This is a genomic window from Longibacter sp., assembly GCF_051155795.1.
GTDB lineage: Bacteria > Bacteroidota > Rhodothermia > Rhodothermales > Salinibacteraceae > Longibacter.
In genome coordinates this window covers 1-17731 of the sequence record NZ_DAXETW010000139.1, presented here as the reverse complement: position 1 = coordinate 17731, position 17731 = coordinate 1, and the positions used below count along the sequence as shown (strand labels likewise).

General features: G+C 62.9%; 12 protein-coding genes. 2 read left to right on the top strand and 10 right to left on the bottom strand.

Going from position 1 to position 17731, the window contains the following annotated elements; genetic code table 11:
- Positions 1–617, bottom strand: a 617-nt coding sequence (locus tag ACFCU0_RS13700; RefSeq protein WP_434974244.1) for an SDR family NAD(P)-dependent oxidoreductase, incomplete at its 3' end; no start/stop codon positions are given.
- A gap of 261 nt (positions 618–878) precedes the next feature.
- Here ACFCU0_RS13700 and ACFCU0_RS13695 point away from each other — a divergent pair.
- Positions 879–2318 (top strand): glycine--tRNA ligase, encoded by a 1440-nt coding sequence (locus tag ACFCU0_RS13695; RefSeq protein ID WP_434974243.1) that lies wholly within the window; start codon positions 879–881, stop codon positions 2316–2318.
- A gap of 110 nt (positions 2319–2428) precedes the next feature.
- Entirely contained in the window at positions 2429–3523 is a 1095-nt protein-coding gene (locus ACFCU0_RS13690; RefSeq protein WP_434974242.1) for a hypothetical protein, read from the top strand.
- Positions 3524–3561: 38 nt separating this feature from the next.
- Here ACFCU0_RS13690 and ACFCU0_RS13685 read toward each other — a convergent pair whose 3' ends face one another.
- The 9 genes from ACFCU0_RS13685 to ACFCU0_RS13645 all read right to left on the bottom strand — a co-directional run.
- Positions 3562–4749, bottom strand: coding sequence for a CaiB/BaiF CoA transferase family protein (locus tag ACFCU0_RS13685; protein WP_434974241.1), 1188 nt, complete (start codon positions 4747–4749; stop codon positions 3562–3564).
- Between the two features lie 137 nt (positions 4750–4886).
- On the bottom strand, positions 4887–6101 hold the full coding sequence (locus ACFCU0_RS13680; protein WP_434974240.1) for a dipeptidase: 1215 nt from the start codon (positions 6099–6101) through the stop codon (positions 4887–4889).
- Between the two features lie 151 nt (positions 6102–6252).
- Complete coding sequence (locus ACFCU0_RS13675; protein WP_434974239.1) at positions 6253–7101, bottom strand: helical backbone metal receptor; 849 nt, start codon at positions 7099–7101, stop codon at positions 6253–6255.
- A 70-nt stretch (positions 7102–7171) separates the two neighbouring features.
- A complete protein-coding gene (locus tag ACFCU0_RS13670) occupies positions 7172–8659 on the bottom strand; it encodes a UDP-N-acetylmuramate--L-alanine ligase (RefSeq protein WP_434974238.1) in 1488 nt (495 codons plus the stop codon).
- Positions 8660–8705: 46 nt separating this feature from the next.
- A complete protein-coding gene (locus ACFCU0_RS13665) occupies positions 8706–9857 on the bottom strand; it encodes a CNNM domain-containing protein (RefSeq protein WP_434974237.1) in 1152 nt (383 codons plus the stop codon).
- A gap of 318 nt (positions 9858–10175) precedes the next feature.
- Complete coding sequence (locus ACFCU0_RS13660) at positions 10176–10973, bottom strand: aspartyl/asparaginyl beta-hydroxylase domain-containing protein (RefSeq protein ID WP_434974236.1); 798 nt, start codon at positions 10971–10973, stop codon at positions 10176–10178.
- 217 nt (positions 10974–11190) lie between these two features.
- Positions 11191–15129, bottom strand: a complete 3939-nt coding sequence (locus ACFCU0_RS13655; RefSeq protein WP_434974235.1) for an efflux RND transporter permease subunit — start codon at positions 15127–15129, stop codon at positions 11191–11193.
- A gap of 63 nt (positions 15130–15192) precedes the next feature.
- Positions 15193–16377 carry an efflux RND transporter periplasmic adaptor subunit gene (locus ACFCU0_RS13650; RefSeq protein WP_434974234.1) on the bottom strand — a complete coding sequence of 395 codons (1185 nt, stop codon included), beginning with the start codon at positions 16375–16377 and terminating at the stop codon, positions 15193–15195.
- Positions 16378–16432: 55 nt separating this feature from the next.
- Positions 16433–17731: TolC family protein (locus ACFCU0_RS13645; RefSeq protein WP_434974233.1), on the bottom strand; the 1299-nt coding region annotated here is incomplete at its 5' end.

Sequence of the window (17731 nt, the reverse complement as noted above, 5' to 3'; positions counted from 1 at the left end):
GCTTTCTCGAGCATCGGGGTGTCGAAAGATCCGGGCACCAGCGCGTTGATCCGGATGCCTTGCGATGCATATTCCTGGGCGGCCGACTTGGTCAGAGCCAGCACACCGGCCTTGCAGGCCGAGTAGATGCTGGCGCCGCTGGTCCCACCGAGTCCGTTAATGCTCGACACGTTGACGATCGCCCCACCCGGTGGGTCCTGTGAGAGCATCTGGTTGATCTGGTGCTTCATCCCGATCCAGACGCCGCGTAGATTGGTTGCCACCGCCCGGTCGAACGTATCGACGTCAAAGGCGTGCGTCGGCATCCCGGCCCCTTCGGTCGATGCGGCGTTGTTGACCGCCACATCCAGCTGGCCGAAGACGTCCGCAACGTCGGAAACCAGGGCCTCCACCTGCTCCGGGACGCTGACGTCCGTTGGGAAGAACCGGGCCGATCCGCCGCTCGCTTCGACTTCGGCGACCACCCGTTCACCGGCGTCTACGCCCCGGGCGGCGATGGCGATACGGGCCCCTGCCGACGCGAACGCGTCGACCATCGCGCGGCCGATGCCTGACGTCCCGCCGGTGATAAGCACGACGCGATGATGGAAGGAGTCGGAACGGTCGGTCGATAGCATGGCGGTTGCGTCGTCAGGGAAAAGGAGGCGTCGCGGTATACCGGGACGGCAGACCGACAGGACAACGTCGCGAATCCGCGGCACTTCGACAACGGCAGGCGGGCGTTTCCCGGTTGAACGGTGATGCCCGCGTCCTCGTCATGTGCTTTTCAAGCCCTGTGCGTTGCATCCAGAAGGTGCTGTGGCTACGTTTTGTCCTGCCCGGAACCCGGAAAGGAGGTCCCGGCCATCGCCCGACGACCAGTGACCAGTGATCGCACCATGAGCGAGCTCTTCGACAAGATTGTATCCCTCTGCAAACAGCGAGGCATCATCTTCCAGTCTTCCGAGATCTACGGAGGGCTCAGTGCGACGTACGACTACGGGCCGCTGGGTGTCGAACTGAAGCGCAACGTCAAGGAGCACTGGTGGCAGTCGATGGTCTACCAGAACGACGACATTGAGGGGGTCGATGCCGCCATTCTCATGCACCCGAAGACGTGGGAGGCGTCCGGGCATACCGACGCCTTCAACGACCCGCTGATCGACGACAAGGCGAGCGGTAATCGCTACCGTGCCGATGAATTGATCGAAGACTACATCCGCGACCTGCGGTCTGACGGGGAGGAGGAGCACGCCGCCGATGTTCACGAGCGCCTCGTCGAGGCCCTGAACGCGGGGGATGACATGCCGGAGGCCCTCCACGCCATCATCATGGAGGAGGAGATTCCCGCACCGGATTCTGGAGCGTTCGATTGGACGGAGGTTCGCCAGTTCAACCTCATGTTCGAAACGCACATGGGCCCGTTGAAGGAGGAGGGCTCGCGCCTTTTCCTCCGTCCGGAAACCGCTCAGGGCATCTTCGTCAACTTTCGCAACGTACAGGAGCCGACCCGGCAGCATGTACCGTTCGGCATCGCGCAGATCGGGAAGGCGTTCCGAAATGAGATCGTCGCGCGCCAGTTCGTCTTTCGGATGCGCGAATTCGAGCAGATGGAGATGCAGTACTTCGTCAAGCCCGGGACGCAGGACGAGCACTTCGAGCGCTGGAAAGCCGATCGTATGGAGTGGCATCGCAGTCTCGGCATCGACCCGGACAACCTGCGGTACCACGAGCACGAACAGCTGTCGCACTACGCTGATCAGGCCTTCGATATCCAGTACAACTTCCCGATTGGATGGAAGGAGTTGGAGGGGATCCATTCACGCACAGACTTCGACCTGCAGCGCCACGCCGAGTACTCGGGGAAGAACCTGACGTACTATGATCCCTTCGAGCAGGAGAAGTACATCCCGTACGTCGTCGAAACGTCGGTTGGGCTCGACCGAACGGTTCTGATGCTTCTTTGCGATGCCTACTACGAGGAGGAGGTCCGGGGCGATACGCGCTCTGTGCTTCGCTTCCACCCGGAAATCGCGCCGATCCGCGCGGCCATTTTTCCGCTCGTGAAAAAGGAAGGCCTTCCCGAGATCGCCCACGACATCGAAGCCGACTTGCGGAAGCACTTCAACGTGAAGTATGACGAGCGCGGCTCCATGGGCAAACGCTACCGCCGAATGGACGAGGCGGGTACGCCGTTCTGTATTACCGTCGACTTCGACACGAAGGAAGACAACACTGTGACGGTCCGCGACCGGGACTCAATGGAGCAGGACCGCGTCGCCATCGACCAGCTCGCCACCTACATCTTCGATAAATCGCGCAACTGGACGCGGGGGTAGGTGTCAATGTGTGAAGGTGTGAACGTGTGAATGTGTGGACGACGTTAGGCCATTCGCTGGATCGAGCCCTATCCCTTGATCCCTGACCGCTCCCAGCTCCCGAAACTGATATGCGCGGGCCCCGGCGTGTGTATCTGGTGGTTCTGTTCTGGATCTCGCTTCTCGTGTGCTTGACGTCGTACCTCGGCGCGGGGTACCGTGCCGCAGCCGCCCAGGACGCGCTGTCGGCAGACACGGTGGCACCGGAGGCGGTCCATGAGGTGACCGCCCACTTCGCATTGCGCAGCCATCCGTGGCTCAGCCTCCACCACTTTCTCTACCAGTGGGCGTGCACGGAGGACGCCGATCGGCGTTGTGCCCGACGGATGACGGTGTCGGAGAAAAAGATGCTGGCCGCACTGCCGGAGCCGGACCGTATCCTCTGGCTGCAGGCGGTGGAGTTGTATCGCGCTGTGCAGGACCGGAGCCTTCTCTTCGACGACGCCCTCATTCAGGTCAAATCGCTGATTTCGGAGCCTGCGGATTCCATCCCGGCGAACCTGTCCGACGTGCCGCTGGGGCTCGGAAAGGCACTTGAGGCGGCCATGCCGGTGTACCGGAAGCACTGGTGGGACCAGCACCGGGAGCGTGCACGGCAATGGATGAGGACCACCGCCGCCACGCTCCGGTCCGTCGAAGCCTCATCGGTTGCGCAGCTCGAGCACGTATATGGCGGCACCTGGCCGGAGGAGCCGGTCCAGGTCGACGTGACGCCGTACGCGAACTGGGCGGGGGCGTACACAACCGTCCGTCCGACGCACGTCATCATCATGGCGGATGGCAACGGCGGGGACGCACGAGATGTAGAGGTGTTACTCCACGAGTCGGCCCACGGTGACTTTTTCACGCAGCCCCTCAAGAGCACCCTCCGGACGGCGTTTCGCGCACATCAGGCTGAACCGCCGGATCGGCTGTGGCACTCGGTCATCTTTTTCGTCTCGGGCGAGGTCGCCCGCCGCACGGTGGCCGACCGCCCAAGCGAGTTTAAGCCGTACTGGGCGGGCATCGACGCCTTCGTGGAAGGGGAGAGACGCAACGAATTCGACGCCCTCCGGTCGACCCTCGGAGCGCTGTTCGAGGGGATGATCGAGCGAGATGCGGCCTTCGATGCACTCGCCTCCCGACTCTCTGCAACAAGTAGTGCCGGGACGGATGCGCCGGAGTAGGGATACAGGCTCTTCGCCGGTTGGCTGACGCCGTCTCCCTACGCTGTGTCGACCACACTCCGTTCCACGAGGTCGGCGATCTCCCGGTTTGCCATGCCCAGCCGATCCTGCAGGACGCTGCGAGTATGTTCTGCGTACTGCGGGGGCGGGGACAGGGGGCGCCCTGCAAGACGACCGGAGAACGCCACCTGTCGAAGTCCGGCAGGATGTCCGTCCGGTCGGAGCGTCATGGCCTCGGCCGGGCCCTGCTCGAAGACCTGCGGCATGGATCGCACGCGGCCGGCCGGTACATTGGCCTTCTGCAGGTCGGTCAGGAGCTCTTCCGTGTTCAGCCCGGAAAGCGCCGATCGCAGCGCAGCGTCGAGCGAGGCGCGGTGCTCCACACGGTCCGCATTTGTTGCGTACCGAGCATCGTCGGGCATATCGTCCAGGCCGAGCCGTTCGCAAAGCGCACGGAATTGCCGGTCTGTGCCGACGGCCAGCACAAGTCGTTCGCCGTCGGCCGTCGGGTAGAGCGTGCCGTACGGCGCAATGTTCGGGTGGGCCGACCCCATGCGTTCCGGAATATGCCCGGCGACAAGGTAATTCGTGGCCTGGTTGACGAGGGCCGACACCGCCGCCTGGAGGAGCGACACCGATACGACCCCGCCACGACCGGTTTGCATACGCTCGATCAGCTTCACCAGCAGCCCTTCCTTCAACTGATGGGCAGCGAGGACATCCATCAACGCTACCGGGAGCTTGGTAGGCTCACCGTCCGCTGGACCGTTCATATACGTGAAGCCGGACTCTGACTGGATGACGGCGTCGTACCCGGCACGCGGATCATTTTCCCCGTAGCCGGTGATCTGCCCGATAATGAGTCGGTCGTTGAGAGCGCGAAGGGTCGAGGCACCCACGCCGAGACGCGTGGCTGCGCCGGGTCGATAGCTCGAAAGCACGACGTCCGCGCGCTCGACGAGGCGATGAACGACGGCCTGCCCGTCTTCAAGCGTCAGGTCTACGGCGACGGACTGTTTCCCGTGGTTGCAGCAGCAGAAATACGCCGACCGGTCATCTTCTCCGTCGCCGGTTTGATCCGGCGCCCACCAGCGCCGCGTCACGTCTCCTCGCGTTCGCGGGTTCTCGACCTTGATCACAGTCGCACCCAGTTCTGCGAAAAACTGCCCCACGGACGGCCCCGCCAGAACGCTCGCCAGTTCGATAACCAAAAGGTCGGAAAGCAAGGCAGATGGCACCGGGTTTAGGTGTGAACGTGTTGAGGTGTTCAGGTGTCAAGGTGTCAAGGTGCAAGGTGGCAAGGTGTAGATCTAACGCTGCAGCACACCCGCCCGCTTTCTCCCTGTCTCCCTTTCCCCTATCCTTACCTCTCGTTCTCTCGCCAGACACGGAGGGCGTTGCCGCCGAGGATTCTGGCGATGTCGGCATCGGAGTACTGGCGCCGCAGGAGTTCTTCGACCAGGTTCGGATAGGTGGATGCGTCCTGCAGGTCCCGGGGAAGGGAGAAGACGCCGTCGTAGTCAGAGCCGAGCCCGACGTGCTCGATTCCGACGAGGTTGACCACGTGGTCGATGTGGTCGGCGACGTCGCTGACGCTTCCAATCGGGTTGGCCGTCCGGACGCTGTCGGCGTAGGCAACGGCACGGACATCGTCCTCGGCCCAGCCCTGCTCGTCGATATGCGCCTGAATCTGCTCTTGAACCGGTTCATTGGCGTCCTGATAGTCTTCCCGCAGAAACGACGAGCCAAAGTTGATCATCACCACCCCGTCATTTTCGGCAATAGCGCGGATCAGGTCGTCGGAGAGGTTGCGTTCCCATCCCGGGGTGAAGTGGCGGCAGGACGAATGTGAGGCGATAACCGGCTTGGAGGTCACGTCCAGGACGTCGTACGCGGTCGAGTCGGTCACATGCGAGATGTCGACCATGATGCCGAGCCGGTTCATCTCGGCGACGACCTCCTCCCCGAACGGGCTCAGCCCACCCCAGCGCGCCGCGGTCGTGTCGTAGGACGCATCGCCGATGCGATTGTGCGTCGCGTGCGTCAGGGTGATATACCGGATGCCGCGATTGTAGAAATACTCGACATTGGCGAGATCATCCTCGAGGCCAGCCCCGTTCTCCATGCCCATTGGCAGGGCAATCTTGCCCGCGGCAGCGATCTGCTCGATGTCGTCCGGGCTCGTAGCAATCTCAAACTTTCCGGGGTTCTCGGCCTCGATCGTCTCAACGAGGTGGATCAAGGAGTCGGCTCGGGTTTTTGCAGCACCCGCCGAGTCCTGCAGTTCGACCGGGATGTAGATGGACATAAACGGAGCATCGAGCCCGCCGGTCTTCGCGCGCGGGTAGTCGAAGTCCCCGAACGTGCTGTCGCCGACGTTTTGTCGGTATCTCATCAGCCGGTAGGGCACATCAACGTGCCCGTCGACCACGAGATGCGTTCGGGTGAGCGAGTCCGCTCTCTCCGCGAGCGACCGATCGGGATCGACGGACTGATCCGAACGGCACCCCCCGACCGCAAGGACGGCAACGCCGAGGATCAGGAGAAAAAGCGACGATGGATCGGACGCGTGGAGCATGGGCGGGGGTAGGGGCTGGGATGGCGTTGTCAGCATCGCCCAATGATACGCACGCATCCGGTCCGTCGTCAACCGAAATCCGGGCCTCGATGCGATCATGCCGGGGCGTGCCGGGCCCTGCTCCCTGTGACCGCTGCTTCTCTCCCGATGGCTATGCCGCCGATCGTCCCGTCGACCATTCCTCGCTCAGGTCGACGAGGTAGGAGGGTGTGTCGAGGAGGCGCGGACCATACCAGGAGAACAGCTGGCCGTCAACGATCTCGATCGGAGTGTCGGGAAGAGCCTCCCGTAGATCCGCCGTGAAGGTATCTTTCTGGTGAAACGGAAATGGCTCACTGGAGCAGAGGACGACGTCAGGTTCGGCGTCCGCGATTTGCGTCAGTGTCACCTCCGGGTAGCGCGTTTCTTCAGAAAAGACATTCTGAAAGCCGCCGCGCGTCATCACGTCGTGGATGAAGGTGTCGTGTCCCACACTCATGTACGGTTCTCTCCAGATGAGATATACGGCGCGGGTGCGGGGCGTGATTGTGAGCCGGTCGAATCGGTCGGTGATCGTCTGTGCCATGGTCCGTGCGGCTGCGCCCGTTCCCGTCAGTTGGCCGACGGTGCGGATCATCTCACACGCATCCGGGACGGTTCGGACGTCCGTCACGTAGACGGGCACGTCCAAGCGAGCGACATCGTCCTTCTCGTTTTCCTCGAGGTTCGCCAGGACAAGATCTGGGTTCAGTTTCGTGAGGGCGTCGTGCTTCACGTTCTTGGTGCCACCGACGATCGCTTTCGTCTCCCGCCAGTCCTCCGGCCGTTCGCAGAAGCGAGTGATGCCTACAACGCGGATCCCAAGGTCAAGCGCGTGGAGCAGGTCGGTAATGGAGGGGACGAGCGACACGATCCGTTCCGGCCGCCGGGGCAGATGCACCTGACGGCCCAGCGCGTCTTCACCGTGGAAACCGTCGAAACCGTCGGATGAGTGGGGACCGACTTCAGGGGCACCGGACATGGAAAATCGGGGGCGTGTGCGTCGGAAGGGGAGGGACGGATCGGTAAGCGTCGGGCCAGCGTCGTGGCCGTCAGTTTCCGTTGATGCGGAGGGACGCCAGCAGCCGCTCATGAAGACCGTCGAAACTGCCGTTGCTCATGACAACGGCGAGATCGCCGGACCGAAGATCGGTTTGCAGATGCTTGAGCAGCTCATCCGTATCTTCGACGCCCATTGCGGGTACCTCGTGCTCGGCGATCGTGCGGACGACCACGGCCGGGTCGAGCATCGCGTCTGCGTCGTCGTTGTGGCGAACGGGAGGAGCCTTCAGGAAGGCGACGTCCGCTGCTGCGAGCGCGTCACCGTAGGCCGACTCGAAAATTTTTCGACGGCTGGAGTTGGACCGCGGCTCGAAAATCGCAACCAGGCGCCGATCGGGATAGGCGTCCCGCAACCCGTTGATTGTGGCGCGCACGGCTGTCGGGTGGTGCGCGAAATCGTCGATGACGAGCACTCCACCTGCTTCGCCCCGGACCTCTTGGCGGCGCTTCATCCCCTGCCACGAGGCAAAGCCCTCAGAAATCTGCGTGGATGAGCAGCCTTCCGTAAACGCCAGCGTGGCGACGGCAAGCGCGTTTTGTAAATTGTGGTGTCCGTGCATCGGCAGCGTATACGCACCGCGGGCGAGCCCGCCCATGGTGAGGGTGAACGAGATGCCGTCCTCGGAGACGTCGACGTCCCGCGCGGAGACGTCGTTGCCATCCTGCAGGCCGTACGTTCGCGTTCGGGCGTCCGTGTGATCGGCCAGAGCGCGCACGTCCGGATCGTCGCCGCAGAGGACGAGGATGCCGTCCCGTGGGTCCAGGGTTCCGGCAAACGCTTCGAAAGCGGCCCGGTAGTCGGTTTCGTCCTCGTAGATGTCGGCGTGGTCGAACTCCATCGACGTGATGATCGCCCGATCCGGCACGTAGTGCATCATCTTGGGCTGTTTGTCGAAGTAGGCGCTGTCGTACTCGTCGCCCTCGACGACAAACGGCTGGTCCGACCCGAGCGCGTAGGATTCGCCGGTATTCTGCATTACGCCTCCTACGAGAAAGCCGGGATCGGCGCCTGCCGCCTGCAGCACGTGGATGAGAAGGCCCGTCGTGGTGGTTTTGCCGTGCGTGCCCGCCACAACCAGGGACCGTCGTCGTTCGTGTTGCAGGAAGTAGTGGGAGAGCGCTTCGGGAAAAGAGGCCTGGACGAGGCCGCGCTCACGGGCGGCTGCGGCTTCGGGATGCGTCGGAGTGCAGGCATTGCCCACGACGACAAGGTCCGGCGCCGGATCGAGGTGATCGGGATCGTAGCCTTCCACCACCTCGATGTTGCGCTCGGCGAGGTGCGTGCTCATGGGCGGGTAGATGGATTCGTCCGAGCCCCGCACGCGGCAGCCGGCTTCCTTGAACAGGCCGGCAAGCGCGCCCATCCCCGTGCCGCAGATGCCAATCAGGTACACGTCCTCCAGCGCGTCGGCCGGCGGCAGGTCGGGACGGTCGAAGACGCGAAGGTCCGCGTCCGGCAGGCGATCAATGGAGCGCATCAGGGGGGGAGGGGATCAGGTGCAGGAAACGGCGGGGAGGAACGGTCTACGACGGTTCCTCCGGAGGAGGCGATTCCGGGGATTCCGGCGGCTGACCGCCGGTGATCGAGTACCGAAGGATCGCATCCGTGTCTTCGTTTGGGTCCAGCACTTCATCCGGGACCATGCCGAGGTCCTTTGCGCGCTTAAACCACTGCTGCCGCGCGAGGGCCTGCATGTCCTCGACGGAGTCCGCCTCATCGACGATCTCCATGCCGAGGAGCGTCTCGACGACGTCCTCCATCGACACGATGCCCGCCATGCCGCCGTATTCGTCGACGACGAGGGCGATGTGCTCCAGCCGGTCGAGAAGTCGCTCGAGCAGGTCTGGGAGCGGCAGCGTCTCGCGAACGACGAGGATCTCCCGCGACAAATCCTTGAGCGGCACCTTCATTTCCTCCTGAGCAGCCAGGAGTAGCATTTCATCCTTCAGGACGTAGCCTGTGATGTCGTCCCGGTTTGCGTTGTATACCGGGATCCGCGAAAACCGGAACTCGTCGTGCTCCGAGACCACGTCGCCGATCGTTTTTTCCTCTGGCAGGTCGAACACGACCGTGCGCGGCGTCATCACGTCACGGACGCGGAGCGAGTTGAACCGGAAGAGGTTGCGGAGAATGCGGGATTCTTTTTCCTCGAAGACGCCTTCTTCCTCCCCGATTTCCGCCATCGCCGTGAATTCCTCCCGGCTGAACGACGTTTGCTCTTCGTCCTGCGACAGCAAATAAGTGATCCCTTTCGAGAGAAGGACCAGCGGCTTCATGACAAAAATCGTCGGGGTCAGCACCCGCACCACGACCGGGGCAAGCTGCCTCCAGTAGACGGCACCGAGGGTTTTCGGAATGATCTCCGACAGTACGAGGATGAGGAGCGTGAGAATGGCCGCGATCACGCCCGTGTACGCCTCCCCGAAGACGATGGCTGCCTGTGCTCCCGCCCCGGCTGCACCGACGGTGTGGGCGATGGTGTTGAGGCTCAGAATCGCTGCCAGCGGCCGGTCGATATCCTCCTTCATCGACTGAAGTTGCTCCCCGATCCCGCTTCCCTCGCGGCCGAGAGCGGCGACATACGACGGCGTCACGCTGAGGATGACTGCTTCCATCACCGAGCACAGAAATGACACGCCGAGCGCCAGCGCAACGTATACGAGCAGTAAGGCCATTCAGCGGGGATGGGGATGCTGAGCGAGATCGATCCCGGCACGGCAACGCGTTGATAGACGTCCCGGGAGTGCTACCTGCAGATCAAGAAAGACAATGCAGCCAGCCCGTGCGGAGTTTCTTTCGAAACGGTTCTCGCGGGGCCTGCACCAACCCGTGGAGCGGGGCGATGCGGCCCGTAGGCGAGCCCGATTCATACACGAAAAACAAGCATCGGGGACCACATTCGATACGCGTCTCCCGCAAATGTTCACCGCAGGGTCACGCCGGTACGTAGAACCCCCGGTCTGGCGGCTTCGTCAGGCGGTTGTACGCCGGGCTTACGACTGCGCGGTCGCGGGTTCGTCGGAGGCTTCCGCCTGCTCCAGCCGCTCGTTCCAGTGCGCCTGGTTCTTTCGAGCATCCTGGACGACGGACGTCCGCCGAATGAGCTCCATGACGAGGTCGTTCATCTGTGATACCGGGGTTGCCATCGGACGCTTGAAGTCAACAAACAGGATCGCGCGTTCGCCGTCGGTTTCGTTCCACACCTCATGGTTGTAGGTGTCGTCGAAGATCAGGCTTTCGCCTTCGTTCCAGTGAGCGATCTGATCGTCCACGCGGATACGGCACTTTTCGGCCGGTGCAGGTACTTTGAGGCCGAGGTGGTACCGCAGGACCCCTTTGTAGGGCCCCCGGTGCGCGGGGATGTGTTTGCCCGGCGAAAGAATAGAGAAGAACGCCGTCGACATGCCGGGAATCTGTTCGACGAGTTCGGTCGTCCGCGGGCACCGTGCACAGTTCTCTTCCGCCTTTTCTCCATAGCCGTACAGGAAGAACGTTTTCCAGCGATCGTCCTGCGAAATCGTCGACGCGTCTTCCGCGATGTCGTGAAAGCTGGGAAGGACGTCGCGGTGCTCGAGGATCGGCTCAATCTCGTCTCGAATGGTGGTCCACTCGCGTTCCAGCTTCTGGGCCCAGGGAAAGGTGGCGTTATCATGGATCGGCTGGTCACCGACGAGGGACGCACGACCGTAGACCCAGTCGAGCGTATGAATCGCCCCGTAGCGGAGCTTCTTCCATAGATTGTCTTCCCGGTCGACGAACTCGGAGTTCTGCAGCGTGGTATCGTGGTCCATAGGTCCGTGAGCGTGACTACAAAATAGCGTGGGAAGTGGGTTGCCGAAGCATGACGGTGCGAACGAGTCGATTCATTACGTCGTACACTACGCCATCCTTTGGTAAAGAAGGGTGACAATGTATGGTATATCCGCCCTGCATTCCGCGCAGACGCAATGTAGCCTACGGCTGTGGCGGATGCAATAGGCCCGCCGCACGGGATCTCCGAGCGGAAGGTCATCGATCCGTCGACTGGACCGGATCGCCGGCCGGGGGACGTTTCGGCGTTCCGTTTCCGCCGGTCAGCGCAAGCTCCCCCGTTCCGGCGACGGCGTCCGTGGTGATGGCTCCTCCGGAGCGCGAGCCGCCGAATGCCGTCGACAGCCGGACGCCGAGCGAATCGAAGGCGGAGTACATCACGGGCACGATCACGAGGGTCAGGAACGTCCCGAATGTCAGGCCGGAGATGATCGCCGTTCCCATCGGACCCCAGAACTGCGTGTTTTCGGAGCCGAACTGGAAATTGGGGGCGAAATCCGTCACCAGACCAACAAAGTCGATGTTGATCCCGAACGTGAGGGGGATAAGCCCCAGGATCGTGGTCAGCGCGGTCAGCAGCACCGGTCGCAGGCGGGTGGCACCGCCCTCGACGATGGCCTCCAGCTTGTCCAGGCCCTGGTGCCGGAGCTGCATCACGTAGTCCACGAGCACGATCGAGTTGTTCACGACGATTCCTGCAAGCGAGATGAGCCCGATGAAGGTCATCAGGCCGAACGGCGTACGCGTCAGAATCAGTCCCAGCAGAACGCCGATCAGGCTCAGTCCGACGGCAACCATGATAATGAAGGGCGCCGACACCGAGTTGAACTGGGCGATTAGCACCATTGTGATGAGCGCCACGCCGATGAGGAGGGCGACCGTGAGGAATCCGAAGCTCTCGTTCATGTCCTCGTTTTCCCCCGTGTACTTCAGGGAGTAGCCCTCCGGCAATTCGTTCGTGCTATACTCGCTGAGGTACGAGCGGACGCGGTTCAGCACGTCGTTCGCGTTGGCACCCGGGGCGGCGTCGCCCTGCACCGTAACCACGCGGGAGCGGTCGAGGCGGGTGATGGACCCGAAGCCGGTGCCTTCGTCGAAGCTTGCGACCGAGACGAGTGGCACTTCCTGGCCTCGATTACTCCGGATCGTAAGCTCTTTGAGGGATTCGAGGTTCTGTCGGTCGGATTCGCGGAGGCGGACGGTGATGTCGTACTCGTCCTCCCCGTCGCGATACTGACTTGCTTCCGTTCCATTGATGGCCGCGCGGACGGTCTGACCGATTGCGGACGTGCTGAGGCCGAACTGTGCGGCGCGCTCCCGGTCGATGTCGACGGCCAGCTCCGGACGGCCGGTGTTGAGGTCGTCCCGGATGTCCACGAGGCCGTCGAGTTGCCCCGACTGCACGCCTTTCTCCAGGCGCTGCTTGATCGACTCAGAAATGTCCTTGATCGTCTCAAACTCCGGCCCTGAGATCTCGATGTTGACGGGCGGCCCGGTGGGCGGTCCGTTTTCGTCCTGGCTGAAGTCGATGTCTACCCCTGCGAGCCCTGCCAGTTGTCCCCGGAGGCGTTTCAGCGTGGAGGCGGAGGACTCGGCGCGATCCTCGTAGTCGACCATGTTCAGTGTCAGCCGCGACCGTTCGGCCCGGTTGGCGCCTCCGCCGAACTGCGAGTCTCCACCGATACCGACGTTTACGTTCATGTTTTTGACATTTTCGCGCGCGGCGTCGTCGGCGAGAAGGAGATCCTCCACGCGCTGCCGCGCCTCCATGGCCACGCGGTTCGACGACTCCACGTTCGTCCCCAGCGGCGCATCAAGCGTGACCTGGATCAGGTTCGGATCCGTGGTCGGGAAAAACTCAAAGCCCGTCGGGGCAATCTGGTACATTCCCAGAATCAGCAGCAGGGCCGCAATGGCGCCGGATAGAAGCTTCGTCCGGTTATCGGTTGCAATGAGCGGTCCGTCGGACCCGATGACGGCCCCGATGGCGCCAACCACGACGATCAGGATGGGCGCGAGCATCATCTCCGCCATCGTGATGGTGTCGAGCGGTCGCGGGCTGATGTAGATCAGCGCGAGGATCGTGGCCATGATCACGCCGAAGATGAGGCCGGCCTTGACGCTCGTCCGTCCGCCCAGGAAGACGGCCTCGAACGCGTGAATGAGGACGCCAAGGACGCCGATCAGGAGCAGCAGGAGTCCCGGGACGAGCAGGACGAGCCCGCCTGCAGCCACCGGGCTGCCCGGAATGGCCGGACCGACCTCGCTCAGCGCGCCGCCGGCGATGGCGAGCAGCAGCCCGATGGTGAAGCTGGCCAGCGCGGTGACGTTTCGCCACAACGCGTACCGAACCGAATAGTCGCGCGCGAGCATGCTCTTGAGGAACGAACGGTACCAGCGGATCAGGCGCGGCAGTCCGGTCTGAATGAACCGGTCGCCCATCGGCTTGAAAAGGCGCGTGTGCAGCAGGTACAGGAACGGCAGCCCGATCACGATCACCACGAGCGTCTTCCAGTTGGCCAGTCCGAGGAGAAGCCCCAGAAGGACGATAGCGGCGGCCCCCAGGTACTTCGCCGAGGTGGGAATCACCCGATCCGACTCGTCTTCCTCGCCCTCGACCTTCACAAATATCCCCGTGATGACGGGATTGATAATGATGGCGACAAAGAGAGAACTCAGCAGTGTGATGATGAGCGTGAGCGGCAGGTAGCTCATGAACTCGCCGATGATGCCCGGCCAGAAGAGCATCGGAGCAAAGGCGGCCACCGTGGTCGCCGTGGACGCCACAACGGCCCCACCGACCTCCGCCGTCCCGAGCCGCGCGGCCTCGAAGTTCGAGTAGCCGTTTTCCTTAAATCGATAGATGTTCTCCACGATCACCACCGCATTGTCGACGAGCATGCCGAGCGCGATGATCAGGGAGAACAGAATGATGAAGTTCAGGGTGTAGCCGAGCGCTTGAAAGACGAGGAACGTGACGAACATCGAGAGCGGAATGGCGATCCCGACGAGCGTCGCATTGCGGACGCCGAGGAAGAACAGGAGCACCGCAACGACGAAGAGCAGCCCACTGATGATGTTGTTCTCCAGGTCCTTGACCAGCGTGCGGACGTTTTCGCTCTGGTCGCCGGTGATCGTCACCTCCGTTCCGCTCGGGAACGGGTATTCGTCAAGTAGCGCTTTGACCTCTTCGGAGGTTTCCAGAATGTTATCCCCGGAGCGCTTCTTGACATTCAGGGTGATGACCTGCAGCATCTCCGCGTCCAGGTCGTTCGCCTGGCGAAGGACGCCATCGTCGGTTTCCTCCTTCAGCACCTTGAGGCGGGCATAGGTCTGCTGGTCCTTGTATCCGAACGTGACATCGGCGACGTCGCGCACATGAATGCTGCTCGCCCCGTCCGAGCGGACGACGAGGTCGGCGATTTCGCGCTCCGGGTCGTCGAACTGCCCGTCCACCCGAACCAGGTAGTTCAGGCGGTCCACGTCGATGGAGCCGCCCGGGAGGTTCGCGTTTTCCGCGCGAATGGTGTTGATGAGGTCGTTGAAGGAAAGGCCGTATCCCTGAAGCGCGCGAAGGTCTACGTCGACCTGCACCTCGCGCTCAAGCCCCCCGATGAGGTTGACCTCGAGAACGCTCGGGACGCCCTCGATCTCATCCTGCACGTCCTCGGCCACCTGTTTCAGCCTTGCAAGCGAGTATTCCGCCGCCAGGTTGACCGACAGGATCGGGAATTCCGACGTGTCGATTTCATTGATCAGCGGCTCTTCGGTGTCCTCCGGCAGGTCTGCCTTGGCGATATCGACCTTCTCCCGGACCTTTTGACTGGCCTCCGAGACCTCGACGTCGGGCGTGAACTCGATGACGATGGTGGAGACGCCCTCCGTTGAAATAGAGCGTAGCTCCTCGATGCCGTTGATGCCGCTGATTTCCTGCTCGATGACCTGCGTCACGACCGACTCCACGTCGTCGGGGCTGGCGCCCGGGTAGAGCGTCGTCACCACGATCGTCGGAAACTCGATCGACGGCTGCGCCTCCTTCGGAAGGCTTGTGTAGCTGTACAGTCCACCAAACACCAGCAGCAGCGTCAGGACGACGACGGATGTGCGGAATTTGATGGCGAGATCGGTGATGCTCATGGGGAGGTGCCTCGGTCGTTGGGCCTCAGAAGGTGCAGCGATGGATGCAGCGTCGTATGCCGGTTACCGCGTTGTCGGCTCGTCCGGCGAGGGGTTGGACGGCCCCGATTCGGGCGTGCCGTATCCCTCGGTATCGGGACCCTCGTAGGGGACGCCGGCGGCGTTCAGGGTCCTGTAGGACTTCGTCACGTTGACGGTGTCGCCCGGAGCAACGTTGTTCTGACCGACGACAATCACCGACTCGCCGGCGTTCAGGCCGGACTGAACAACGGCCTTTTCGCCGTAGCTGGGACCGAGGACGATGTCGCGCTTTTCGACCACGTGGACGCTGTCAAGCGGCGACGCGAGGAAAAGGTGCGTACCGAGTTCGTCGCGCACGACGGCCGTTCGCGGAATAACGAGCGCCTCGTCGATCTCCTCACGCGTGACGCGAACGCTCGCAACCATTTCCGGCTTGAGCCGGCCGTTGTCGTTCTCGAGCTCGACTTCGATGGGAAACGTGCGCGTCTCCGGCGAAATCGCCTGACCGGCGAAGGTTACGGTGGACTCGCGGACATCCCCACCGTACCGGCGGAAGTCGAGCACGACCGAGGTGCCGCGGCGGATGTCGTTCGCGTATCGCTCCGGAACGCCGGCGCGGACGCGAACCCGTTCCGTGCCGACGACGCGGGCCACGGGCGTCCCGGGTGAAACCTGTTCGCCGCGTTCTACGAATCGCTCTTCGATCGTGCCCGCGAACGGCGTCGTCACGCGGGTCTTGTCCACCCGCTGCTTTGCTTCTTCGAGGGCCGCCTTCGTCCGATTGTACTCTGCTTGAATCTGCTCGAACTCGATCGGAGAGATGATGGAGTCCCGGTACAGCGGCCGTTGGCGTTCGAGCTGGTTCTGGGCCAGGTTGAACTCGGCACGAAGCTGCTCGAGGGAGGCGCGTTCCTCACGCGGGTCAATCTGCGCGATGATGCCGCCGTCGGGCACGCGATCCCCCCGGTCCTGCAGCTCCGTGATGGTGCCGGAGGCCTGTGCCGACAGCGTGGCGTCGTTCAGCGCCTCCACGGTGCCGGTCATGGTAACCACGTCCTCGAACGCGCTGGGCGACATCTCGAGGGTCTCCACGCGGCTTAGCGAGGAAACGGGTGTGCCGGCGTCGTTCGTCCCGGCCGACACCTCGCCGTCGCTGCAGCCGGACAGGCTCACCGTGAGAAGCACGGCGGCGGGGAGGAGAAGAAGCAGGGAGAGTCGAGTGTGCATCGGGTCGAAAGGGAGCGGTCGGAAGGTCGGAAAGGGTTCGGTGCGAACGGTAGCGCTATCGAGCCGTCATCTCGTAGTCCTCGGTTGCGGGCGTGAGGGGAACGCCGACGGCGGTCTCAAGGTCGCTTCGGGCCACCAAGTAGTCGTACACGGCCTGCAGGTAGTTCAGACGGCTCCGGTCGAGCTGATCGGACGCCTCCCGCAGCTCCAGGGCACTGGACACGCCCTCATCCAGTCGACGCTCGGTGAACTCGTAGTTGGTTTCGGCATTCTGGACCGTCTGCCGCTGGCTCTGGATGCGACGACGGGCGGTTTCAAGCCGTCGCAGAGCCGAAGAAACCTCCAGTTCGATGGACTGCTGCAACTGGTCGCGCTGAAGCTCCGCCTGTGTGATCTCAATCGTCTGCTGCTCCATCCGGGCGGTCGTCTGAAAACCGTTGAACACGTTCCATGACATCTGCAGTCCGGCGCTCAATGTGGGATTCCAGTAGGAGTCGTCGAAGAAGCCGCGCTGCAGCGTGTCGTAAAAGAACGGATCCGTCGGGTCGGTCAGAATCTGCTCCCGGTTGTCGGGCACGCGACCGCTGTAACTGAACGTCGCAACAGCCTCCAGCGTCGGGTAGTACTCCGCTTCGATGGTTTCCCGTTCGATCTCCCGGAGATCGATGGCGAGGCGCGCACGCTTCAAATCCGGTCGCTGCTGCATGGCCTGGGACAGGGCTTCCTGCTGCGAGGTATTGATGAAGAGGTCCTGGGAGTCCGTTTCGAGAGCCCCGTCCAGGCGAATGTTAGCGTCGACGCTCAGCCCAAGAGCCACTTTCAGGCGGTCGAGCGCAAGGCCGGCATCGTTTTGCGCCTGAATGAGCTCGGTGCGGAGGTTCGAAAGCTCGACCTCGGTGCTCATGCGCTGAAGCTTCGGTGCCACGCCGCGACGGACGCGGGCGGACACTTCCTGCAATGTTTCCTCGGTGCGGTCCGTGCGCTGCTGCAGCACGCGGACCTGTTCCTCTGCCAGTAGGGCGGCGTAGAAGGCTTCGTAAACGTCGTTGGCGACGGTCTGAACCTGCCGGTCGAGTCCGCGGCGGCTGACGTCCTGGAACTGCTGCGCCCCGCGGAGAGCGGCGAAAGCACTTTTGTCGTAGAGCGTCTGCGTGAGCTGGACGGAGCCGAGAAACTCGTTGTCCACGCCGAACGGATTGCCGGTATCGGCGAAGCTGACCCCGGCTTCTTCTTGGGCTTCTTCCTGCCGGCGGAGGAACTCGTTGAATGTGATGGGCTCGGTAGACGGGTCGCCGTCCTGGCGTGCCCGCTCGTTGAATGCGACCCAGTCGCCCTGACCCCCGCCGCCGAGGAA